Source organism: Larkinella terrae, assembly GCF_009668025.1.
Taxonomy (GTDB): Bacteria; Bacteroidota; Bacteroidia; order Cytophagales; family Spirosomataceae; genus Larkinella; species Larkinella terrae.
The window spans coordinates 684,867-708,694 of the sequence record NZ_WJXZ01000009.1 but is presented as its reverse complement, the minus strand read 5'-3'; the positions used below and the strand labels follow the sequence as shown (position 1 = coordinate 708,694).

Annotated in this window: 19 protein-coding genes; 5 read left to right on the top strand and 14 right to left on the bottom strand. The window is 49.5% G+C overall.

The window, feature by feature from the left end; translation table 11 throughout:
• Positions 1-132: 132 nt before the first annotated feature.
• Complete coding sequence (locus GJJ30_RS17470; protein ID WP_154176442.1) at positions 133-3,693, bottom strand: methylmalonyl-CoA mutase family protein; 3,561 nt, start codon at positions 3,691-3,693, stop codon at positions 133-135.
• A 194-nt stretch (positions 3,694-3,887) separates the two neighbouring features.
• Here GJJ30_RS17470 and GJJ30_RS17465 point away from each other — a divergent pair, with 194 nt between their 5' ends.
• Positions 3,888-7,025: a cyclic nucleotide-binding domain-containing protein gene (locus tag GJJ30_RS17465; protein WP_229313187.1), complete on the top strand. Its 3,138-nt coding sequence runs from the start codon at positions 3,888-3,890 to the stop codon at positions 7,023-7,025.
• Here GJJ30_RS17465 and GJJ30_RS17460 read toward each other — a convergent pair.
• The 9 genes from GJJ30_RS17460 to GJJ30_RS17420 all read right to left on the bottom strand — a co-directional run bounded on the left by GJJ30_RS17460 (position 7,006) and on the right by GJJ30_RS17420 (position 14,764).
• Entirely contained in the window at positions 7,006-7,599 is a 594-nt protein-coding gene (locus GJJ30_RS17460) for an HD domain-containing protein (RefSeq protein ID WP_154176440.1), read from the bottom strand. The genes GJJ30_RS17465 and GJJ30_RS17460 overlap by 20 nt on opposite strands.
• Positions 7,600-7,950: 351 nt before the next feature.
• On the bottom strand, positions 7,951-8,361 hold the full coding sequence (locus tag GJJ30_RS17455; RefSeq protein WP_154176439.1) for a hypothetical protein: 411 nt from the start codon (positions 8,359-8,361) through the stop codon (positions 7,951-7,953).
• Between the two features lie 186 nt (positions 8,362-8,547).
• Entirely contained in the window at positions 8,548-8,997 is a 450-nt protein-coding gene (locus tag GJJ30_RS17450) for a hypothetical protein (protein ID WP_154176438.1), read from the bottom strand.
• Positions 8,998-9,041: 44 nt separating this feature from the next.
• Positions 9,042-9,602 carry an RNA polymerase sigma factor gene (locus GJJ30_RS17445; RefSeq protein WP_154176437.1) on the bottom strand — a complete coding sequence of 187 codons (561 nt, stop codon included), beginning with the start codon at positions 9,600-9,602 and terminating at the stop codon, positions 9,042-9,044.
• A gap of 98 nt (positions 9,603-9,700) precedes the next feature.
• Positions 9,701-10,657 (bottom strand): transketolase family protein, encoded by a 957-nt coding sequence (locus GJJ30_RS17440; RefSeq protein WP_154176436.1) that lies wholly within the window; start codon positions 10,655-10,657, stop codon positions 9,701-9,703.
• Positions 10,658-10,671: 14 nt separating this feature from the next.
• Complete coding sequence (locus GJJ30_RS17435) at positions 10,672-11,529, bottom strand: transketolase (RefSeq protein WP_154176435.1); 858 nt, start codon at positions 11,527-11,529, stop codon at positions 10,672-10,674.
• Positions 11,530-11,619: 90 nt separating this feature from the next.
• A complete protein-coding gene (gene bcp, locus GJJ30_RS17430; RefSeq protein ID WP_154176434.1) occupies positions 11,620-12,069 on the bottom strand; it encodes a thioredoxin-dependent thiol peroxidase in 450 nt (149 codons plus the stop codon).
• A 66-nt stretch (positions 12,070-12,135) separates the two neighbouring features.
• A complete protein-coding gene (locus tag GJJ30_RS17425; protein WP_310588323.1) occupies positions 12,136-14,118 on the bottom strand; it encodes a M23 family metallopeptidase in 1,983 nt (660 codons plus the stop codon).
• 34 nt (positions 14,119-14,152) lie between these two features.
• On the bottom strand, positions 14,153-14,764 hold the full coding sequence (locus tag GJJ30_RS17420; RefSeq protein ID WP_154176432.1) for a fumarylacetoacetate hydrolase family protein: 612 nt from the start codon (positions 14,762-14,764) through the stop codon (positions 14,153-14,155).
• A 150-nt stretch (positions 14,765-14,914) separates the two neighbouring features.
• Between GJJ30_RS17420 and GJJ30_RS17415 the strand changes: the two genes are divergently transcribed.
• Positions 14,915-15,742: a M48 family metallopeptidase gene (locus GJJ30_RS17415; protein WP_154176431.1), complete on the top strand. Its 828-nt coding sequence runs from the start codon at positions 14,915-14,917 to the stop codon at positions 15,740-15,742.
• Between the two features lie 115 nt (positions 15,743-15,857).
• Here the strand turns inward: GJJ30_RS17415 and sucC are convergent, their stop codons facing one another.
• Positions 15,858-17,081: an ADP-forming succinate--CoA ligase subunit beta gene (gene sucC / locus GJJ30_RS17410; protein ID WP_154176430.1), complete on the bottom strand. Its 1,224-nt coding sequence runs from the start codon at positions 17,079-17,081 to the stop codon at positions 15,858-15,860.
• 165 nt (positions 17,082-17,246) lie between these two features.
• Here sucC and GJJ30_RS17405 point away from each other — a divergent pair, with 165 nt between their 5' ends.
• Positions 17,247-17,912 (top strand): ABC transporter ATP-binding protein, encoded by a 666-nt coding sequence (locus GJJ30_RS17405; protein WP_154176429.1) that lies wholly within the window; start codon positions 17,247-17,249, stop codon positions 17,910-17,912.
• Between the two features lie 298 nt (positions 17,913-18,210).
• Here the strand turns inward: GJJ30_RS17405 and GJJ30_RS17400 are convergent, their stop codons facing one another.
• Entirely contained in the window at positions 18,211-18,909 is a 699-nt protein-coding gene (locus tag GJJ30_RS17400) for a hypothetical protein (protein ID WP_154176428.1), read from the bottom strand.
• A 176-nt stretch (positions 18,910-19,085) separates the two neighbouring features.
• On the opposite strand from GJJ30_RS17400, the gene GJJ30_RS17395 reads away from it, so the two are divergent.
• Positions 19,086-20,147, top strand: coding sequence for a PA0069 family radical SAM protein (locus GJJ30_RS17395; protein ID WP_154176427.1), 1,062 nt, complete (start codon positions 19,086-19,088; stop codon positions 20,145-20,147).
• Between the two features lie 212 nt (positions 20,148-20,359).
• The gene (locus tag GJJ30_RS17390; RefSeq protein ID WP_154176426.1) at positions 20,360-21,217 is read left to right on the top strand and encodes an alpha/beta fold hydrolase; all 858 of its coding nucleotides are present in this window, start codon (positions 20,360-20,362) and stop codon (positions 21,215-21,217) included.
• Positions 21,218-21,296: 79 nt separating this feature from the next.
• Here GJJ30_RS17390 and GJJ30_RS17385 read toward each other — a convergent pair whose 3' ends face one another.
• The gene (locus tag GJJ30_RS17385; protein WP_154176425.1) at positions 21,297-22,634 is read right to left on the bottom strand and encodes a sigma-54-dependent transcriptional regulator; all 1,338 of its coding nucleotides are present in this window, start codon (positions 22,632-22,634) and stop codon (positions 21,297-21,299) included.
• Between the two features lie 33 nt (positions 22,635-22,667).
• On the bottom strand, positions 22,668-23,540 hold the full coding sequence (locus GJJ30_RS17380; RefSeq protein WP_154176424.1) for an AraC family transcriptional regulator: 873 nt from the start codon (positions 23,538-23,540) through the stop codon (positions 22,668-22,670).
• Positions 23,541-23,828 lie beyond the last annotated feature (288 nt).

Genomic DNA, 23,828 nt, shown 5'->3' with positions numbered 1-23,828 from the left:
GCAGAAAATTGAGGTTAGATTTGGACATAAGTTCAACATTCTCCCCAACTTTCGCAAAGGAGCAAGCGACTATCTTTGAATTGACAAACACAAGCCCGACTTTGTTATATTGCCGTGTAAACTGGAACCGGTTTACATATTCCGGCGGTATTGGCCGCCAACTTCGTACAAAGCGCGCGACAATTGGCCCAGCGAACAAACTTTCGTAGCTTCCATCAACGCTTCAAAAATATTACCGTTGGTCAGGGCGGTTTTTTGCAATTGCTTCAACGCCAGCCCGGCAGCCGCCTGATTCCGTTCCTGAAAGGCCTTTCGGGACTCAATAGCGAATCGTTTTTCGTCATCAGTCGAGCGAATGATCTCCTGCGGAATGCTGGTTGGTGAGCCATTCGGGTCCAGAAAGGTGTTGACCCCAATGATGGGGAGCTTGCCGCTGTGTTTCTGTAGTTCGTAAATCATGGATTCGTCCTGAATTTTGCTGCGCTGATACATCCGTTCCATAGCCCCCAAAACCCCACCGCGCTCGTTCAGGCTGCGGAATTCATTCAAAACCGCCTGCTCAACCAGATCTGTCAATTCTTCAATGATGAACGCCCCCTGCAACGGATTTTCGTTTTTGGAAAGACCGAATTCCTTATTGATAATCAATTGAATCGCCATCGCCCGCCTAACGCTTTCTTCGGTAGGGGTCGTAATGGCTTCATCGTAAGCGTTGGTATGCAGGGAGTTACAGTTGTCCGACAGTGCCGTTAAAGCCTGGAGCGTCGTGCGGATGTCGTTGAAGGCGATTTCCTGAGCGTGTAAACTCCGGCCCGATGTCTGAATGTGGTACTTGAGTTTTTGCGACCGCTCGTTGCCTTTGTATTTGTACTTCATGGCTTTCGCCCAGATCCGGCGTGCCACGCGACCCAGTACCGAATATTCCGGGTCCATGCCGTTTGAGAAAAAGAACGACAGGTTGGGCGCAAAGTCGTCGATGTGCATCCCCCGGGCGAGGTAATATTCGACAAATGTAAAACCGTTCGACAGGGTGAAAGCCAGCTGGGAGATCGGATTGGCACCCGCTTCGGCAATGTGATAGCCCGAGATGGATACGGAATAGAAGTTACGAACCTGCTTGTCGGTAAAATACTGCTGAATATCGCCCATCATTCGCAGGGCAAATTCCGTCGAAAAAATGCAGGTATTCTGGGCCTGATCCTCCTTCAGAATATCCGCCTGAACCGTTCCCCGCACTTTCCGAAGCGTATCCGCCTTGATCTTCTCGTAAACATCTCTGGGCAGTACCTTGTCGCCGGTCGTTCCCAGCAGCCGCAATCCCAGGCCGTCGTTACTGTCCGGCAACTGGCCGTTGTAGGAAGGGGAAGAGGGCATGGGGCTTGGGGCAGAGGGGGAGTTGCCGGTTTTTTGCCCATTACCCTCCGTTCCAAATTCCCTGCCCCCTGCCCCAAGCCCTCTGCCGTCTTCCCCCTGCTGCCGCAGCCACAATTCACATTGCTGGTCGATGGCGGCATTGAGAAAAAAGCCGAGTAGCATCGGGGCCGGTCCATTGATGGTCATCGAAACCGAGGTGGACGGGTCGCAGAGATCAAAACCGCTGTAGAGTTTTTTGGCATCGTCCAGCGTGCAGATGTTGACGCCGGAATTACCGATTTTGCCGTAAATATCGGGTCGGAAATCCGGGTCCTCGCCATAGAGTGTAACCGAATCAAAGGCTGTCGATAATCGTTTGGCGGGCATTCCCTTCGAGACATAGTGGAACCGTCGATTGGTGCGTTCGGGGCCACCTTCGCCCGCAAACATCCGGGCCGGATCTTCCCCTTCGCGTTTCAACGGAAACACCCCGGCCGCATAGGGGAACTCGCCCGGCACATTCTCCGTCAGCAGCCAGCGCAGAATATCGCCCCAATCTTCGTATGGAGGCAAACTGATTTTCGGTATTCGCAAACCAGACAACGAGGTGGAAAACAAACTTTGGTGGATCGTTTTGTCGCGAACCTGATACTGGTAGGTGTCGGCCCGGTATTTCAGCTTTATCTCCGGCCATTCTTTCAAAAGCCGCCGACAATCGTGGTGAAGGCGGTTTTCGAAATCCGAGTAAATACTTTTGAGGGTCATTGAAACCCTGTCAGCGGTCGGAGACCCTGACAGCGGTTGACCACCTTGCATAGGTTCGGTTGATGCCTGGAAGCCGCTGGAATTTTTCAAACCGCTGTCAGGATCTTCGACCGCTGACAGGGTTTCAATGACACCGTTCAATTGGTACATTTTGCGGGCGATGGCAACCTGCTCATTCACGAAAGCATCGTACTGATCGCTGGTTTCGACAATTTCAGCCAGATACCGAACGCGCTCGGCGGGAATGATGGTCGACGAAGCAACAGAATCAGCGGGTTCAAAGGTGTGAGCAAGAAAATGGACACCGGTTTTTTCCTGAACGATTTGCATCAACTTCGTAAACAGGGCGTTCATGCCTGCGTCGTTGAACTGCGAGGCAATGGTCCCATAAATCGGTAGCTCATCGTCAGCTATTTCCCAGATTGTCGCATTGGTAGTGCTGTGATTCCGGCGGTATTGTTTCCGAACGTCGCGCAGGGCATCAAGCGAACCTCTTTTGTCGAATTTATTGATGGCAATCACGTCGGCAAAGTCGAGCATATCAATTTTTTCCAGCTGCGTAGCCGCGCCGTATTCCGCTGTCATGACGTACAGGCTGACATCCGAGTGTTCGGTGATTTCCGTGTCCGACTGCCCGATGCCCGAGGTTTCGATAATGATCAGATCGAACTGGGCAAACTGGCATATTTCAATTGCATCCCGAACGTTCTTGCTTAGGGCCAGATTAGCCTGCCGCGTGGCCAGCGAACGCATGTAAACCCGTCCGGCGGCTAAGTCAGGGTGAATGGCATTCATCCGAATCCGATCACCCAGCAAGGCGCCACCGGTTTTTCGTTTGGAGGGATCGACCGAAATAATGGCGACGGTTTTCTCAGAAATATTCACCAGAAACCGACGAACCAACTCATCCACCAGCGAGGATTTGCCCGCGCCACCGGTTCCCGTAATTCCCAATATGGGAACGGTTTTGGAAAGCTCGGATTGCTGGTAATGAAGGGCGGTTTTTTCGTAGGCATCCGGCTCGTTTTCTGCTACCGAAATCAGTTGCCCGATCAGTTTGGGATTTTTGGATTGTGGTAAACCGGTCAACTGCCCGTTCAGTGCGCTTAATTGGCTGGCCGTTCCCGTTGCGTGGTCGCACTTTTCCAGCAAATCGTTGATCATTCCCTGCAATCCCATCGTGCGCCCATCGTCCGGCGAATAGAGTCGGGTGACGCCGTAGGTTTGCAATTCGGCAATTTCATCGGGTAAAATCGTGCCACCACCACCGCCAAAAACCTTGATATGGGCCGCATTCCGTTCCCGCAGCAAATCGATCATGTATTTGAAAAACTCGACGTGCCCACCCTGATATGAAGTAATGGCAACTCCCTGCACATCTTCCTGAATTGCACAGTCGACAATTTCAGCCACTGAACGGTTATGACCCAGGTGTATGACCTCCGCCCCCGAAGCCTGCATAATCCGGCGCATGATGTTAATGGCCGCGTCGTGCCCATCGAACAGCGAAGCCGCCGTAACGATCCGAATAGGGTTATGAGGCTTGTAGGGTTCTATCTTATGTTGTGATACCATGATCAAATTGCAAATTGTTGTGTAAAAGTAGGCAGAATGGCGGAAAAGCAGTATTATTGATTATCAATAGCAAGTTAAAAACCGGCATGTCGCCAGCGCAAAAGTTCTACCGTTCGATTGGTGTCCGTCATCATGAAGTTCGAACAGTCTGGTTATTTTTCTTACATAATTTCTTTCTCGGCATAGGAACGATCTTGGTCTATGTTTCGGCCAACGTCATTCTACTCGAAAATCATCCCGAAACCAGCTTGCCGATTGCCTATATTGGTTCCGCAATTGCAATGATGCTGGTCGGGAAAATCTATGCCCATTACGAACATCATCTGGCCCTGCGGAGTCTGGCCGTCCGGGTTTTGTGGGCGGTTATTATCCTGACGTTTATCATCGATGTCCTCGTTCTGGCCGGTCATTCGGTCTGGTCGTCGATTGCCATCATGGTGGGTTTTCGGTTGATTTACCTCCTGACGAATCTGGAGTTCTGGGGCGTCTCGGCGGTGGTATTCGATGTCAGGCAAAGCAAGCGGTTGTTTAGTGTGATCAGTTCAGGAGATATGCCCGCCAAGGCGCTGGGGGCTATTCTGGCGGCTTTGGTGCACGCCCATACCGACATGTTTTTTCTGCTGATCATCGCATTTGGCTCTTTTCTGGCGGCCATTTACATCCTTCGGCTCACGTATTATTCCCACGATATTCATACATCGCACAGTGCTGCGCGTGTCCGGCAACCCACTCAGTCGCGCCTGGTGGAGCAGTTATTTGGCAATAGCCATCTGATTACCTCGATGTGTCTGAGTCTGGTGGCGGTGGCAACGGTTGCCGCCAGCGTTGAATACGCTTTTTTTATCAACGTTAAGTACAAAATTCACTCGACAACCTCGCTGCTTCAGTATCTGAGTAAGGTGCTGGCCCTCACGTACCTGATTGCGATGGTTGTGAAGATCATCATTTCGGGACAGGCGCTGGACCGGCTCGGCATCCGGCGTTCGCTGCTGCTGTTGCCGACGACGGCTTTGGTGGGCGGGCTGGTGTTCTGGATTGTGTGGGCAATGGACGTCAGTGAAGCCACCTGGCTCTTGTATTACTGCGCGCTGTACCTCACCTTCGAGGTAATGCGCCGATCGCTGTTCGACCCGGTTTTTCTGGTTCTTTTTCAGCCATTGACGGCCCACCAGCGGCTTTTCGGCCATACCCTGGTGAAAGGTTTTTATGAACCGCTGGGGATTGCGCTGGCCGGAAGTATGATTTACGCATTCCACGCCTTTCCGGAATTGAACGAGTGGGTTTTGTTTGTCTGGATGGGAATTGGTACGCTGATAGCCTTTGTGCTGCTTCGGCGGACGTATCAGAACTACCTGAACGAGTTGAAGTCGGCGCTGAGTCGGCGGTTTTTGGAAACGAATGAACTGGCGGCTCCCGAGGAAGTTTTGAATCTGGTGCTGACCAATCTGGAAAGCCCCCGGGTAGAAGAGGTGATTAACGCCATCAATTGGCTGAAAACGCACCATCCGGATAAATTGGGCGAGCGTTCAGTCAATTTGCTGAAACATCCTGATTTTCAGGTTCGGCGGTTTGCGCTGGAAACCTTCACTGAATTAAATACACCGGTTGATTCGTCCACCATCTACAATTTAGCCCTTCAGGATTCCGAACCGAGGATTCGTGAACTGGCAAGTCGGTTGTATGGCGGTTTTCCGAAAGCCGACGCCAAATTAGTAGCGGACCTATTGCATCATCCCGACCTGACCATTCGTAAAGGAGCCATTTGGGGAAGTTGGAACAACCGGAAATTTGGGAAACAGGCCACGGAAAGTTTGGAGGAGTTAAGCAAGTCGGATAAGACCGCTGATCGCATTGCCGTTCTGGATATTATCCGCGGACTGCAATTGGTGCAGTTCAAAGAGTTGGTTAACCGTTCGTTAAAAAGCGATGACGCTGAGGTAATTTCTGCGGCCATTCGAACGGCAGCGGTGATGCAGCATACCGATTTAACCCGGCAACTGATTAGTTTGCTGTCTGATAAATCATACTGGCGCGCAGCAGCGCGTAGTCTGGTGGATATGCAACAGGCGGCTTTGCCTTTTCTGGACGATGCCATTCAATCTTCGACGGATGTAATTCTGATTCGACGGATTGCGGGTATTTGTGGTAAGATAAAAGTTCCTGAAAGTCACCAGCTACTAACGACGCTCGTCAGCCGACCCGATTTATCCGTACGGATGGCGGCTTTAAAGGCGCTGAGCCATTTCGGAATTTTGGCTACGCAATCGGAGGTATTCCATCGTATTTTGCTGGAAGAATTAAAACTGGCGCAACGGTTATTGCACGGCAGTCTTCATAAAACCGATAAGGAATTACTGGCGTGTCTGGATTACGAGATCGACCTGTTGCTGCAACGAATTTTCTTCCTGCTGATGCAGTTGTACGATCGGGATGTGATTGCGAGCGTTCGAACCGGAATCGATCATGCCTCGCGGGAACGTCGCGCGAATGCCCTGGAGATGCTCGACAATCTGATTCCGCGGGTGGTTTACCAGTGTTTGCAGGCGTTGGTCGATGACATACCGGTAGTCGAAAAAGTACGTTTGGTGGATGCGCAACTGGAGCCGTTTCATTCGCAGGAACCGTTGCTGACGTTTATTCTGCATCAGGGCGAAACGCTGTTTTCAACCTGGACCATCAGTGTGGCGTTGCGTCGCTGGACACCCCGGTCGCTGGCTAACACGCGGTTGTTGGCTAATTACCTGCACCATCCGGCCCAACTTCTGAGCGAAAGTGCCGATGGCGTTTTGCAACTTGTTAAGGAACAACATTCGGAATGGTACCAGCGGCTAGTGGCCGATCAACCTTCGAACTCTATTCAGACCATGAAGTCAACCGAAGCCCATATTTCTGATTTTGAGCGAGTTATTGTGCTAAAGAACACCCGCTTATTTGCGGATACGCCCGAAAATATTCTCAGCACGATTGCGCCGATCATGAAGGAAGTATCCTTTGAAGAAGGCCAGACGATCTTCCAGAAAGGCGAAATCGGCAATTGCATGTTTGTGATTTATTCGGGAACGGTCGACATTTATGACCGCCAGCAACGATTGGCACAGTTTGGTCGGGGCGATGTATTTGGCGAACTGGCGCTGCTCGACACCGAACCTCGGTCGGCGTCGGCGATCGTCGCATCCGACGTTCTGCTGTTCCGCATCGATCACGAAGATTTTTACGATCTGATGGAGGAGCGGGAAGAGGTGTTACGCAACATGATGCGGATTTTGTGTCAGCGCATCCGGCTTCAAAACGAGAAAATCCAAACCATGTCGGTCATACCGAGTAATGGCTGACAATTTCTTTTAACGTTTCCAGACGGTCCTGCTTGTTGGCCTGCCGTAGATTGGTGGCGGTTTTGGTCCAGTAATGGTGGTTGCTCAGAAAAGTCACCTGAATCCGGTTCCAGGCGGTTTCGTCGCGAACAAAATTCCGCTCTTTCAATTCTTCAAAGAGCGAGTTTGCAATTGGTTCGAAATCGGAACGACCGAGGTAATCCAAATCGGCATCGCACAGAATTTCCTCCAGCAGGTTCTGCGGACTTTGCGGTATTTTCGTGGCCATGATCATCCCGCATATCAGCTCGATTTGATCATCAGCATAGCCAAATTCGGGCAGCGATTCCCGGGCGTACCGGCACCCTTCTGCTTCGTGACCCTGATAAGTAGTAATAAAACCGCAGTCGTGATAAAGCGCAGCCGTGCGCAGCAGCAGTAGTAAATCCGGGTCCGTGATGTTTTCAGCCTGGGCCAGTTGCGAAACCACTTCCACAACGTCCAGGGTGTGATGAATACCGTGGTAGTAAAGAGTTGGCGAAAGATCGCGCTTCAATTTGGTAAGGATAAACTCCTCAGCTTTCCGGAGATTCATCAGCAAAAATAATGCGGGTAAAAGAAAGTAAAATGTTCAGAATCAAACGTACTACAAATCCGTACGGTTGTCAACACTTCTCTGGATATTGATGAAAAGTTGCTGGTAAAAAGCAAACGAATAAATTTTGTTTTCCTTATTTGGAAGGCAACGTTTTGGGTTGATTTAGCTATTCTCCAATTTATAAGCTTCTCCTGAACGAAAATCCAGCTATTGATTTGTGTTTGATTCAAGCTGCAATTATTTCCGGAGACAGGAAAGTACGGTGAATTTTTCGCGACCAGGTTAAATACAAAACCCGGCCAATCTGGTCGGGCTTGTTAAAATTGTAGTATAGCAAAGTTTAATTTATTAATTCCCCCGGAGCTGATCCATCAGCATTTTATTGAACATCCGCTCCGTATTGTGCAATTCCTGAAGCTGCTGAGCCGAAATAACCTTTAAAAACTTGGAGTTGTAGTCTTTCTCCAGGTCAACCAGTTTCTGTTTCAACTCAACCGATTCGTTCAGTTCATTGATCGCCGAATTTCCACCCGGTTTATTAGACTGACGAAGTTGCCGGGAGATGTCCCGTCTTTTGTCGCTGTATTCATTGTAAATCGGCCAGAACAGCGGAGCTTGTTCGGGCGTCAGATTCAGCCGATTTGTGATCAGCCCAATCTTCGCACTTTCTATTTTCTGACGATCCGGGTTCTGGGCAAGAGCCGGAAGGGCGAAAAGCAGGCCAACGAACAAAACCAGTAAGCGAGTGAACGATTTCATATTAAGTAGTAAAGGTAAATACTCGGTCATAATCCAGAAGAACGGGTTTAGAGTCAGTGGCCGGGCCGCCGAAGCGGCTGATTTATCGTTTAAGCAAATAGTACTTTAAAATGAATACGTTACGTTTACTTCAACAATAATCCGGATTGCTCCAACGGCAGCGTAACCCTAAAACCGTCGAATGGCTTAGATGGTTGCAGTTCCGGCCGCATCTTCCTCAATCATCTGCTGGATCGATTCCGGCGAAACGTGCAATTCATGAATCAAGGTCGAGTCGTTCGGCATATCGTGCGTCTTGATCATATCGGAATAATCTTCCAGGTAAATATCCTGATCCTGCAAATATTCCAGCACGGATTCCGTACTAACATTACTCAGCAGTTCCGGTTCGAGCGAATCCTGTTTTTTCGGGTACGTAAACCAGACCAGTGCTGCTACCAAACCAGCGCCAGCCAGTGTCGAGACCGATCGCTGCCACGACCAACTGATCGTAAAACGGTGTGGACGGCGGGTGGTTTCGGCTTGTATCCGCGACGGAAGTGTATCGAAATAGGCTTCCGGCGTCGTAAACGGCAACTGCCGCAAGGGATGCTGCCGATCTAATTCGTCAAGTCGTATTGGTTTTTTCGGTTCCATTGTCTTATAAGCACAACGGTTTGACAAGCAAGCCTGTATCGGGTTTAATTCCCATTCAGATAATCTTCAATTTTTTTAACCGCCAGGTGGTACGACGCTTTCAGCGCACCCACCGATGTGCCGGTAATTTCGGAAATTTCTTCATATTTCATATCATCGAAGTATTTCATGTTGAAGACAAGGCGTTGTTTATCAGGTAATTTGAGTAACGCTTTTTGGAGCTTCATCTGAACCTCTTCGCCCGACGGATCGGGACCTGATGTGACGTAATCAGAATTGCTTTCCAGCTTTTCCATTAACTCCCCTTCGACATCGCCGATGGGCAGGAAAAACCGGCGCCGTTTTTTATTCAGGAAATTCAGACACTCGTTCGTCGCAATCCGGTAAATCCAGGTATAGAGCTGCGAGTCTCCGCGAAAATTTTCCAGCGAATTCCAGACTTTGATAAAAGTCTCCTGCACCAGGTCATCCGCATCATCGTGGTCGATGACCATTTTCCGGATATGCCAGTAAATTTTCTGCTGGTATTGGCGCACCATCAGATTAAAGGCATAATTCCGGCTTTGCGGATCGCGGTATTTTTGCAGGAGTTCCTCGTCAGTCATTGTTTGGGTTTTCGGTTTATGGTTTACGGTTTTCGGTAAAAGTCCGACGGCAATCACATCCACCCGAACTACAAACCGAAAACCGAAAACCGTAAACGTTAAACGACTCGGGCTTTGGCCCGTAAAGCGGCTTCAACAATTTTTTCGGCGGTTAAACCGTATTTTTTCATCAACTGGTCGGGCGTGCCGCTTTCGCCGAAGCTGTCGTGCACACCAACCATTTCGAGCGGAGCGGGGAAATTCCGGGCCAGGGCCTGCGCCACACTGTCGCCCAAACCGCCGTTCAATTGATGTTCTTCGGCCGAAACCGCACAGCGCGTTTTGCGCACCGACGCGAGGACAGCCTCTTCATCAAACGGTTTTATCGTGTGAATATTGATAATATCCGCTTCAATACCTTGTTCAGCCAGGATTTCACCAGCTTTGATGGCTTCCCAAACCAGGTGGCCCGTCGCAAAAATGGACACATCCGGCCCTTCGTTCAGGACAATGGCTTTGCCAATTTCAAATTTTTGATCGGCGGGTGTGAAAATCGGCACAACTGGCCGGCCAAACCGCAGGTAGACCGGTCCTTCGTAATCGGCGATCGCGATGGTAGCGGCTTTGGTCTGATTAAAGTCGCAGGGATTGATGACGGTCATGTTCGGCAGCATTTTCATCATGCCGATGTCCTCCAGAATCTGGTGGGTCGCGCCGTCTTCGCCCAGTGTCAAACCGGCGTGTGATGCGCAGATTTTGACGTTTTTGTTAGAATAACAGACCGATTGGCGAATCTGGTCGTACACCCGCCCGGTGGCGAAGTTGGCAAAGGAAGTGGCAAACGGAATTTTGCCACCAATTGTCAAACCGGCCGAAACGCCGATCATGTTGGCTTCCGAAATCCCGCACTGCACGTAGCGTTCGGGGAATTCCTTGATAAATCCTTCCAGTTTAAGTGACCCGGCCAGGTCGGCGGTCAGTGCCACGACGTTCGGGTTGGTGCGGCCCAGTTCCAGAATTCCCGCTCCGAAACCGGAACGCGTGTCTTTTTTCTCTGTGTATGTATATTTTTTCATACTAAGTTCAGTGGTCAGTAGTCAGACATTCCGGCCGTAATCGGCAATTGGTTCAGGGCTACGGCGAGTTGCTCGTCGTTCGGAGCGACGCCGTGCCATTTATGGCTTCCCATCATGAAATCGACGCCGAAGCCCATCTCGGTTTTCATCAGAATCAGGGTCGGCACTTCCGGATCATTTTTCGATTCGTGCAACGTTTTGATGATGTCGCCCATGTCGTTACCGTTCATTTCCGTCACGTTCCAGCCGAAGGCCCGGTATTTAGCGCCCAGATCGCGGTTGTTCATCACCAGATTCGTAGGCCCGTCGATTTGCTGGCCGTTGAAGTCGATGATGGCCGTCAGGTTGCCGAGCTTGTGGTGGGGCGCGAACGAAGCCGCTTCCCAGATCTGGCCTTCCTGCTGTTCTCCGTCGCCCATTAACACGTACACGTGTTTGTCGTCGCCGTTCAGGCGTTTGGCAAAAGCCGCTCCGCAGGCTACGGACAACCCCTGTCCCAACGAACCCGAAGCGATCCGGATGCCGGGTAAGTGTTCGGCGGTGGCGGGGTGTCCCTGCAACCGGCTGTCGAGTTTCCGGAAAGTAGCTAATTCAGAAACCGGGAAATAACCGGAGCGCGCCAGCACGCTGTAAAAAACCGGTGAAATGTGGCCGTTCGACAGAAAGAAAAGATCTTCGTCGGTGGCATTCATGTCAAAAATAGCTGCTCCCTGCTCGTCACGTTTCAGGTGCATGACATCAAAATAGAGGGCAACCAGAAGGTCCGTACAGCCCAGCGAACCGCCGGGGTGGCCCGAATTAACAGCGTGAACCATCCGGACAATATCGCGCCGTACCTGGGTGGCAATGTGTTGTAATTGTTCGATTTCCATTTTCTATTAAGATAATAGAGATAAGACAAGAGAAATAAGATTAAATCTCTATTTGCACTTGTCTATTGTCTCTTGTCTATAATCGTACTTCTATTTTAAAATCTGCTCCGTGTGGTTTTCATTATCGACTTTGGTGATAATATCGGAAATGATTCCGTTTTCGTCGATGATAAAGGTGGTCCGAACAATGCCCATGTAATTCTTGCCAAACATCGACTTCTCGTGCCAGACGTCATAGGCTTCCACGAGTTTGTGATCCGTATCGGCCAGCAAAGCAAACGGCAGATTGAATTTCTTGATGAATTTCTGGTGCGACTTTTCATCATCGACACTGACCCCCAGGACTTCGTAACCCGCTTTGAGCAGGTAATTATAATTGTCGCGGAGATTACAGGCTTCGGCCGTACAACCGGGCGTGTCGTCTTTGGGATAGAAATACAACACAACTTTTTTACCCTTAAAATCCGAGAGCCGGACCGGGTTGCCATTCTGGTCGCGGGTTTCGAATTCGGGTGCCGCGTCGCCGATTTGGAGAGACATAATTTTTAAGTTTACAGTCTTCGGACTGGCAAGTAACGGCAAAAAAAGCACATTGCCCGTTAAAGCCTAATTTTCCTTGTTTGAAATAGCCGCCGAATCTACTGCCATTGGCCGGGGAGCCGGAGGCAACATCGCCGTTACGGTTGTCAGATTACCGGCCCGGTCTTTCACTTCCAACACCACAGTACCTTCAAATGGTTTGGCCGGATCGAGTTTATCCGACCAGACTAACGCTTTTTTATAATCGTATTGCATCAGAATCCACTCCCCGTTGACCATCGCCCGAACGCTGTCGATACCCGACAGATCGTCTTTGACAGTTGCTACCAGTGCCTGATAATCCTTTCGTAAAATTTTCACCGTCGGCGGATTCAAATCGGTCAAAAGTTGAAAAGTACCCAATTGACGGGCTTTGAACAAAAACCGCTCGTCTTTCCAAAAACCGCCGACGTACGAACGCCCTCCGCCATTTACCAGATAAATCTGGGTTTTCTGACGGTTTTCCAGCGGCTCCTTCGGCGCAAAATTGACTTCAAAATAGTCGTTCATCGCAACGATTCCCTGATTGATCGTCAGACGGTTACCGGAACTCGAAACGGCAAGATGAAGTGTATCATACAGGGTTTCCGGCCGAAACGTAATCGTAACCGCCGAATCCCGGTAGGTGGTTTCCTGACCCGGAATAATTCGCTTTTTGAAATTCAGCACCTGAACGGTTTTTCCAATCTTTATTGAATCCGGTAATTGCTTTTTTAAATCAATGACATAGCTGGCTTCGTTGGCCCGAATATAACTGACCGGTAACTCCAAAGTTGTTCCGCTCACATACAATTGAGCGACTGGAGCAGCGGTCGTCGGGAAATTCCGGGCCCGGATGATCAGCGTATTTTCTTCCATCGAAGTAAAAAGAGCCGTGGGCAATTTACTCGGTATCAGTTTAGCAACGGTTTCGCTTTCAACTTCAGGATTCACCGTAAACCGCAGGGTACAGGCATGCTGAAAGCAGTCGTATAGCGTGATGCTGACTTCGTGCGGCTGGCCGTCGAAAAGCGGCAATTTTCCACGTTTTCCATCGTAGCGGTACAAATTCAGCGTATTTCCGTCGGCGAGGTAACAGCGGTGAAACCGCTGGCCGGTCAGTTGTTCCACGCTGTAATTCATGTGGAGATTAATGAACCGGGTATCCTCGTTCGGGAAATTGTTCATGTTGTAGGCAAACACTTCCCGGTTGTCCAGTTGAATTTCGATACAGGTCAATCCATTTTTGAACGGCGATCCGCTCGTCCGGTCGTGGCCTAACACTTCCAGGCCAATCAACCCGCTGGCCGAAACGGGTTGCGTCAGCACATAATCGCCATTCGGCTTGCGAATTGGCGTAAAGGCAATCCGGCTGGCCTGACCATTCACGCGGGAAGCAGGGGTTAATGGCTGGAGGGCAATTCGTTCAAAAAAGGGGGGGAGCTCGTCCTCAATTTCCTGAAAACCAAACAGAAGCGGGTTTAGCAAATTGTTTTTAGCATCGCGGACTTCGAAGTGAAGGTGGGGACCACCCGAACCACCCGTGTTACCCGACAGCGCAATGATTTCTCCTTTTTTGACCGGAAACTGATTCGGTTGCGGACGCAGATCGATTTCAAATGTTTGCTTTTTGTATTGTTCCGCCCTCAAAAACCGCCCCAGCGTGTCGTTCAGGGTTTTTAGGTGGCCGTAAACCGTCGTTAGACCATTAGGATGTTTAATAAAAATGACATTGCCATAACCGCCCGTAAAAACCGCAATCCGGGATACATAACCGTCGGCGGCTGCGTAAACGTCTAGCCCCTCCCGTTGGGCAGTGCGGATGTCGATACCGGCGTGGAAGTGATTGGGGCGGAGGTCGCCTAAACCGCCCGAGAGCGAATTGGCTTCACCGGGCATGATCGGAAACAAAAAATAACCGGGCTGAACGGCTTTCAGAATTTCCTTGTCGGGCGTTGCCTGTCCGAAGCCTGCTGAACGAATAAATAGCAGAAAACCAACGATATAAACACTTACCAGCTTTTTTCTCACAAATTCTACCATAATCTCCAGCCTTGACTGATCGCTATTTTACATCAAACTCTAACATTTTCCGGTCTTCGATATAAGCCGTCAACCGGTCGCCAATCTGGACGGGGCCAACGCCTTTCGGGGTTCCGGTGAAAAGAATGTCGCCCTGAAGAAGCATAAAATAGTTCGAAACGAAGGAAATCAGGTAGTCGATCTGAAACAACATCATGGACGTATTGCCCGCCTGCCGGGTTTCTCCGTTAACGTCGAGCCGGAAATTAAGATTGCGCAAATCCGGAAAATCCGTTTTCGGGATAAAGGGCGACATCGGGGCTGAACCGTTGAATCCTTTGGCTAAGTCCCAGGGTAAACCCTTGGCTTTCAGCTTCGACTGAAGATCGCGGGCTGTGAAATCAACGCCAATTCCGATCTCATCGTAATACCGGTGGGCGAATTTTTGCTCGATATTTTTACCGGTCCGGCCAATCCGTACCAGAATTTCAACTTCAAAGTGAACATCGGACGAAAAATCCGGATAGAAAAACGGATCGCCGGAACGCAGAAGGGCCGTTTCGGGCTTGGTAAAAATAACCGGATCATCGGGTTGTTCGTTGTTCAATTCCTTGATGTGTTCGGCGTAATTCCGCCCGACAGCGATGATTTTCATGCGATTTAAACTTTTTCTGCGGTCACAAATCTAAACAGGAAAGACGGCCCAACCACAAGCTTATTAAAAAAAATGAACAAATTGGGGCTTCCAACAGTCTCTTATAGGTAGTTTTGACGTCTAAAATTGTAAACTCTATTAACTCTCACCATGAAAAAAGCGATAATGGCCATGCTGATGCTTGGCCTCGTCATTGCCTGTCAGAAGGTCCCGCTTACCGGTCGGAAGCAACTGATTTTAATACCGAACGAACAGATGCTGCCATTAAGTTTTACGAACTATAAAGGCGTGTTGGATTCGAGTAAGGTGGTTAATTCCGGCGGTCAGGAAGATATGATCAAACGGGTTGGTGTCCGGATTCAGAAAGCCGTCGAATCCTATATGGCGGCTAACAACCTGAGCGACCGCCTGAAAGGTTTCCAATGGGAATTCCACCTGATTGAAAGTCCCCAGGTCAACGCCTGGTGTATGCCGGGGGGTAAAGTTGCCTTTTACACGGGTATTTTGCCTTATACGCAAAACGAAGCCGGTGTAGCGACGGTTATGGGGCACGAAGTCTCGCATGCCATTGCCGAACACGGTAATGAGCGGATGAGTGAAGAACTGGTCGCGAGCGGTTTATTACAGGGTGGCCAATTGCTTCTGGGATCGCTTTCCCAGAACCAGCGAAGCCAGACGAACGCGCTACTGCTACAGGCTGTGGGAGCCGGTTTGCCCGTTGCCTATCAGGTTGGCCGTGCCTTACCGCACAGCCGCTCACAGGAGTCGGAAGCCGATAAATTGGGATTGATTTTTATGGCAATGGCGGGATATAATCCGCAGGAAGCCGTTAATTTCTGGAGTCGGATGGCCAAAGCCGGATCGGGTCAAAAACCGCCGGAATTCCTTTCCACTCACCCGTCGGATGAGCGCCGGATTCGCGACCTGCAAAGCCAGATGTCCGACGCGATGAAGTATTACCAGAAATCAAAACGGTAAAAAAGAACTATTTCGCGGAGTCAAGCGAAGAAAAAAAGAGTTAAGCAGAGAAAATAAATCTTCTTCGCTTAACTCTTTTTTCTCCGCTTAGCTCCGCGAAACAACTTTCAAAACGCTATTCTCCCAGCTCCTCGAGCACCTGCTTCACTTTCGCAGCGGCATCTTTCAACTGAACAGCTGAGTAAACTTTCAGACCGGACTCGTCGATAATGCGGGCGCCCTCTTCAGCGTTGGTGCCTTGCAGACGGACAATGATCGGAACCTTGATGTCGCCAATGGCTTTGTACGCTTCCACGACACCCGTTGCCACGCGGTCGCAGCGAACGATTCCGCCGAAGATGTTGATCAGGATTGCTTTTACGTTTGGATCTTTCAGGATAATGCGGAAACCGGCTTCAACGGTTTTGGCGTTTGCTCCTCCACCGACGTCCAGGAAGTTGGCAGGTTCTCCACCCGACAGTTTGATGATGTCCATTGTGGCCATTGCCAGACCGGCGCCGTTGACCATACAACCCACATTTCCGTCCAGTTTGACGTAGTTCAGGTCGTTGGCGGTAGCTTCCACTTCCAGCGGATCTTCTTCCGTGATGTCGCGGAGGTGAATCAAATCCGGATGGCGATACAGCGCATTGTCGTCCAGATTGACTTTCGCATCAACGGCCAGAATTTTATTATCCGATGTTTTCAAAACCGGATTGATTTCAAACATGGATGAATCCGTTTCGACGTACGCCTTGTAGAGCGATCCGACGAATTTGACCATTTCCTTGAAGGCTTCCCCTTGCAAACCCAGCGCAAAGGCAATGTTCCGAACCTGAAAAGGCTGCAATCCGATGGCCGGATCGACCCATTCCTTGAAGATTTTTTCGGGCGTATGTTCCGCAACTTCCTCAATGTCCATCCCGCCCTCGGTGCTGGCCATGATTACGTTACAGGCTTTGGCCCGGTCGAGCAGAATACCGATGTAAAATTCTTTCGGATCCGAAGCGCCGGGGTAGTAAACGTCCTGAGCAACCAGTACTTTATTTACTTTTTTACCCTCGGGACCGGTCTGGTGCGTAACCAGAACGTTGCCAATCAGATTCTTTGAAATGTCCCGCACATCGTCAACCGATTTGGCTAACTGAACCCCCCGTTGCTCCGAACCCCGGATTTTGCCTTTTCCGCGGCCTCCGGCGTGAATCTGGGATTTGATCACTACAAACTTGGAATTGGTTTGCGCCATGATCTGCTTGGCGGCTTCAACGGCTTTTTCGGGTGATTCGGCCACGATGCCTTCCTGAACGCGGACACCGTAGTTTTTTAATATCTCTTTACCCTGGTACTCGTGGATGTTCATATTGAGCAAAACAAGGAATGGTGAAAAAAAACTTATTTTCGCGGTAAACTTAACAAATTAATCGGTTATAGTTTCGAGTTTCAGGTAGTGAGTTTCAATTTACATTTTACATGAACATCGTTACGTTACGCCAGAAACGGTAAATCTGACCCCAATCCTAACTATATGGAACCGCTTCTGAAAGCAGTTGACCTGATCCGTTCGCACGGCGATCTGCCCGTTTTGAAGGGAATTAATTTAAGTATACAAGCCGGCGAAATCGTTTCGATCGTTGGTGCTTCCGGCGCCGGAAAAAGTACACTTTTGCACATTCTGGGCACGCTCGACCGGCCCGATTCCGGCCAGGTGACACTGGCTGGGCAAAATGTTTTCGGTTTGAACGAAAAGGAACTGGCCCGGTTTCGAAACGAACGGATCGGCTTTGTGTTCCAGTTTCACAACCTGCTCGCCGAATTTACGGCCCTCGAAAATGTTTGTTTGCCGGGCTATATTGCTGGAAATGAGGACCGGAAGGTGCAAGCCAGAGCAGAAGAATTATTAAATATTTTAGGATTAAGTGACCGAAAGGACCATTTACCGTCTCAATTATCAGGAGGGGAGCAACAACGAACCGCCGTTGCCAGGGCACTGATTAACTCGCCGGCCATTATTTTTGCCGATGAACCCAGTGGAAACCTGGATTCGCACAATGCCGAAGAATTGCATCAGCTTTTCTTCCGGTTGCGGGACGAATTCAAGCAAACATTCGTTATCGTAACCCATAACGATTTGTTAGCGAACATGGCAGATCGCAGACTGACAATTCGGGATGGAGCGATATTGGATGAGTAATACTAAGTAATAGTACTTACTTTGTTGCTTAGTTGTCGGATTTAGTAACTTGTGTAATTAGTTGATAGTGAGTGTCTAAGAAGGTAAATATTGATCGTGTAAAATTTTTTTGACCTTTTTGGATTTTATATCTTAACTAATATTATATATTTGCATCGAAAAGAAAAGTTTTTCATAACGTTGAGTAAATCAGAAAGCCATGAGGGAAATCCCGCATGGCTTTTTTGTTTTAGCAGAGTAAAACCACTTACTACTTAGGTGCGCCCATGGCGAGCATATAATCGATCTGGGATCACGATTAACGATTATACTCTTTCAGGCTTTGTAAAATCGCGTAGGTTAATTCGTATTCGGAGGCTTGCAGAATAAACATGTCTTCGAAGCGGCAAAATTCTTTGAATTTGGTCAGGTTATCACCCGTCAGATCGGTAGCTCGGCTGGCCACTAGGTCAAACCGGTAAGATGCCAGCTTGTGGCGACGGTCTTCCTGCATCAAAACCAGGGCTTTACGGTCCGATTTGGCCCGTTTGCTAAATGCTTCGTAGAGTAACGTGATCACGGAACCCGAAGCCGCCCGATCCAGCACCTGCTCGCCCGTTAGTCCGCGTTTGGCTTCCGGTTCGCTGAGCAGTTGTTCCAATTCCCGTTTGAGTTCTGCTTCCTGTTTCCCCCGAACCGTTACTTCATCCAGTTGGATTACATTATCCGCCAGTTGCCGCTTCATTCGCATGACGGGTTGCTGGGTAGTGCCATCCCACAAAAACGCATAACGGCCGTGCGTAGGACTGGTTACCACTACCGAATCGCCCGGTTTTACCTGTAAGTAATAATTACCGATCTGATTGGTGCGCCCGACCGCCAGCGTGCGTTTGTTGATGACACTGGCGTTACCGACTCCCCGGCCCGTTTCCTGATCCAGCACTTTGCCAATAATATATTTCGGCGTTTGCGCCAGTGACGCGAAAGAAACAAATAATAAAAGGAATAGAAGCTTCATAATCGACGGCAAGTTCGATATAAACAAAAAGGTTGGCAAAGTACGGCGGTTATTTAAGAAAATTTAACAGGTAAAGGCGGACTGATTCACCATCTAATAGAAAAGATTGTGATTTAGTTGTGTGTTATATATTTTTCTTATATTATTATGTATCAACACCTGAATCGCTTTTTGTTATGACAAACGATTATCTGAAGGGGCGCGGGGCTCAATTCAATGTACCGAATCGATTCCAGGCCCTTCGAATAGAACCGGATTCGGAGCAGGATGTTCCGGATGATGATTTTCCGGAACCCGCCGTAAAAACGCAGTTTTATGAGGACAATCCGAAGCAGATTGTCAGTCGACCGAATAGCCCGGATATCGGTTTTGTCGCTTCAGTAAATCCGTATATGGGTTGCGAACATGGGTGCATATACTGCTACGCCCGGAATTCGCACGAGTATTGGGGCTTTTCGGCCGGACTCGATTTCGAGAGTAAAATTATGGTTAAGAAAAATGCCCCGGCTTTATTGGAAAAAGAGTTTCTGTCGAAAAATTACCAGCCTGAAGTCATACATTTATCGGGGAACACCGATTGTTACCAGCCTGCCGAACGGAGGTTTAAGTTAACCCGCCAACTGCTGGAACGATGCCTGATGTATCGAAATCCGGTTAGCATCCTCACCAAAAATGCCCTGGTTCTGCGCGATAAAGACATTTTGCAGCAACTGGCCGCTCAGAATCTCGTGATGGTTTTGATTTCTATAACCACTCTGGACGACAGACTGCGGCAGGCGATGGAACCGCGCACGGTAACGGCTCAGCGTCGTTTGCAGGTTATGGCTGAATTGACAAAAGCTGGTATTCCCGTAGGCGTGATGACCGCGCCGATCATTCCGGGCTTGAACGATCAGGAAATTCCGAAACTGATTGAAGCGGCCGGGAAACACGGGGCTCGCTGGGCGGGTTACACCATTGTACGATTAAATGGTGCAATCGAACCATTGTTTGAAGACTGGATTCGGAAAAATTACCCCGACCGGGCCGACAAGGTGCTGAGCCAGATTCGGGAATGCCACGGTGGACAGCTTCACGACTCACGGTTTGGGACCCGCATGTCGGGAGAAGGACGATTCGCCGAACAAATCCGGCAGCTTCATCACCTTGCGCTCAAAAAATACATTCCGGACCACGCGTTACCCAAACTGGACACCAGCCGTTTTCTCCGTAAACGGCAGTTTAATCTGTTTGATTAAGACGCAGTTTGAAATAACAGAATGGCCGGTTTCTAAGCAGAATAAAAAGCGCATCAGGTTGTATTTCAAACGGACGAGAAACGAGTATCTCATGAACCGAACGACAGCAAGTAGTGAACTACCAAATCGGAATCGAATGAAAATAATAACATAACTGCCAGCGGATTAGTTAGAATTACGATGCACGTGATGTATCTGACTTAATCAACGTTATGAGTTACATTCAAGCTGGAACCGGTCGCAACGGCGAGCCGGTCAATCTGTTCTATCAGGATTGGGGTACGGGAAATCCCGTCGTATTGATTCACGGCTGGCCGTTGAGTCATGAAATGTGGGAATATCAATTAACGGAGCTGCCAAAACACGGTTTGCGTTGCATTGCCTACGATCGTCGGGGCTTTGGTAAATCGTCGAAACCGTGGGATGGCTACGATTATGATACATTGGCGGATGATTTGAAAGCCATTCTGGATGAACTGGATTTGAGAGATGTTACGCTGGTTGGTTTCTCGATGGGTGGGGGAGAAGTGGTTCGGTATCTGAGCCGTCACGGTTCGGAGCGCGTATCGAAGATTGTTCTGGTAAGTGCGGTAACGCCCTATTTACTAAAAACCGATGATAATCCGGATGGCGTTGATCAGTCCGTATTTGACGAAATGCTGGAAAAAATACAGGCCGACCGCGCCGATTTTCTGGCATCATTTGGCAAGCAATTTTATGGTGTGAATATGCTTAACCATCCCGTCAGCGATTCGCATTTGAAATGGGACCAAACGCTGGCATTGCTGGGTTCACCCCGGGCAACAATCGAATGTGCGAAAGCCTTCTCCAGCACCGATTTCCGGGCCGATGTGGCGGCAATTACGGTTCCAACCCTGATTATTCATGGTGATGCCGATCAAACCGTACCTTTTGAATCGTCCGGACAAAAAACGCACGAGCTGATTCCGCAGTCGCAACTGCTTGTTTATGAAGGAGAACCACACGGTTTATTCTTCACGCAAAAAGATGAATTAAACGAAGACCTGTTGACGTTCATTTCATCAAACGTACCGATAAACGCTTATTGAGGTAAGAGTCCGGGAATTATGAGTTAAGAGTTGGCTGACGCAAGCTGAAAAACTCTTAACTCATAACTCTAAACTTCAACTAAATCCGGTATTCGGTAATTTTTCGGTATAAGGTGGTCAGGCCGATGTTGAGGAGACGGGCGGCTTCGGCTTTGTTGCCATTGGTGTGTTTCAGAACCTGGCGAATGTGGTTTTCTTCCACCTGTGCCAGATCAAAAACCGGTCCGGTCGGTGTTGGTTTACCCGCATATAAAAGATCATAGGGGAGCAGATCCGGTTCCAGTTTGGGGCCATCGGCCAGAATAACCGCCCGTTCGATTACGTTTTTAAGCTCGCGAATGTTGCCTTTCCAGTCGTGCTGACGCAGCTTCTGCTGGAATTCTTCACTCAATTGGACATCCCGTTTGCCAATTTTCAACGCACTCTGCCGGGCGAACTGCAAAGCCAGATCCGGAATATCATCCCGCCGATCACGGAGGGAAGGGAGTTCGATTCGAAAAACCGATAACCGATAATATAGATCCAGTCGGAAATTTCCAGCCGCCGATTCCCGTTCGAGATCGCGGTTGGTTGCGGCCACGACCCGAACATCCACTTTCGTCGGTTTCGTGTCACCAACCCGGATGAATTCGTGCATTTCCAGTACCCGAAGCAATTTTGCCTGCAGATCAAGCGCCATTTCGCCGATTTCATCCAGAAACAGCGTCCCTTTATTCGCTTCTTCAAAAAGCCCCTTTTTATCACGGGCGGCTCCGGTAAACGCTCCCGCGCGGTGCCCGAACAGTTCACTTTCCAGAATTTCTTTGCCCAACGCACTGCAGTTCACGGCCACAAAGGCGCCGGTTCGCCGGGGGCTGGCCTGGTGAATGGCCTGTGCAAACACTTCTTTCCCCGTACCGGTTTCGCCGGTCAGAAGCACGGTGGTATCGGTGACGGCGACTTTTCGGGCGAGATCAACGGCTTTTTTGATGGCTTTCGATTCGCCGTTAATGCTCTCAAAACCAAAACGTTTACTGACTTTGTCTTCCAGTTGCCGGATGCGGAATTGCAGTTGGGCTTTTTCAATCGCCCGACTGACGAGCGGAATGATGCGGTCGTTGTCGTCGCCCTTCGTGATGTAGTCAAAGGCGCCGTTCTTGATGGCCGCAACACCGTCGGAAATGGTGCCAAAAGCCGTCAGTACAATGATTTCGGTGTTTGGGTGCTGCTGTTTGATCAGAGCCGACAGTTCAATGCCATTTTTGTCAGGCAGTTTAACGTCGCTGATAACCAGTTGAATATCTTCCTGTTCCAGAATCCGCAAACCGTTGCGGGCGTTGTTTGCCTCCAGAACCTGGTACCCTTCAAGGCTTAAAAGTCGCGCTAAAAGCTGGCGAAGCCGGTCTTCGTCGTCGATAATGAGGATGGTGCCTTGCATGAACGCAAAGATAGCAAAACAAGGCAGTTGGCGTCATACCGCCCGTACGGTTTTGACGTATTCCGACGGGGTTTGTCCGGTAATTCCCTTAAACTGGCGGTTGAAGTTGGAAAGAGTTCGGTAACCGCTCTCGTAGCTTACCTGCGTAACGCTCAACTTTCCTTCCATCAGGAGTTTGCAGGAGTGCCCGATCCGGATTTCCGACACAAATTCCGAAAAAGTTTTGTTGGCCCGCGCCTTAAAATAGCGGCAAAAAGCCGGGGGTGTCATGCCCGCCAGATCGGCGACGGAATCCAGGCTAATATCGTCGTGGAAATGCCCCAATACGTAATTATGAACCTGTTGCATTCGGTCGGTTTCCGACGGTTTGACGGTATTGGTGTAGCCCAGACTGGTAATGAAACGGTAATCGGTGGCGTGGGAGAGGTCGTCGAGCAGGCTCAGGAGCGTCATTAACCGGTTGAAACTCACCGGTTGGGCAGCTAGTTTCTGCAAAGCCTTGTGGACAATTTTCTGCGTTGGCCCGGTCCATTCCAGCCCGCGTCGGGCGTGTTCGAGTAATTGCTGCATGAGATTCATTTCCGGTTTATCAAAGAAATGATCGCCCAGAAAATCCTCCGAAAAATACACGACGATGCCTTTGGTGATTCGCCCCGAATCCCGCTGAAAAAAGGCCTGATCGCTGCGCCAGAGGTGGGGCAGGTTGGGACCTAAAAAGACGAGGTCGCCCTCGGCAAACGGCTTAATCGAGTCACCGATAAACCGGGTTCCCGTACCCTCCTCCACCAGAAATAACTGGTAGTGTGGGTGGAAATGCCAGTTGGCGTCGAAATGAGGTTCGACGAGTTCTTTCACAATGAACGAAGAAGCAACGGGTTCCAGGTCTTTTCGAAGGGCATTTCGCATGACTTTTGCTTTCTTTTGCTGTCTTTGACAAATTTATCAAACTTTTTTAGTTAAAATACAACCGGTATTTGACAAGAAAAGCCGAGAAGAATCCTGATTTCTTCGTTACTTTTGTAGTAATAGATTGAGAATAAATAGGAATAAGTCGGAATGAGTCATTTTCTCACCGAAATCTTACGTTGAATTAGCTGGTATTTTTTAATCTATTTTATCACCCCACGCCTATCACGCTTCAGAGAAGCAATAGTCGGCCTTACATTCAAAAAGAGACGGGTTAACAGCCCGATC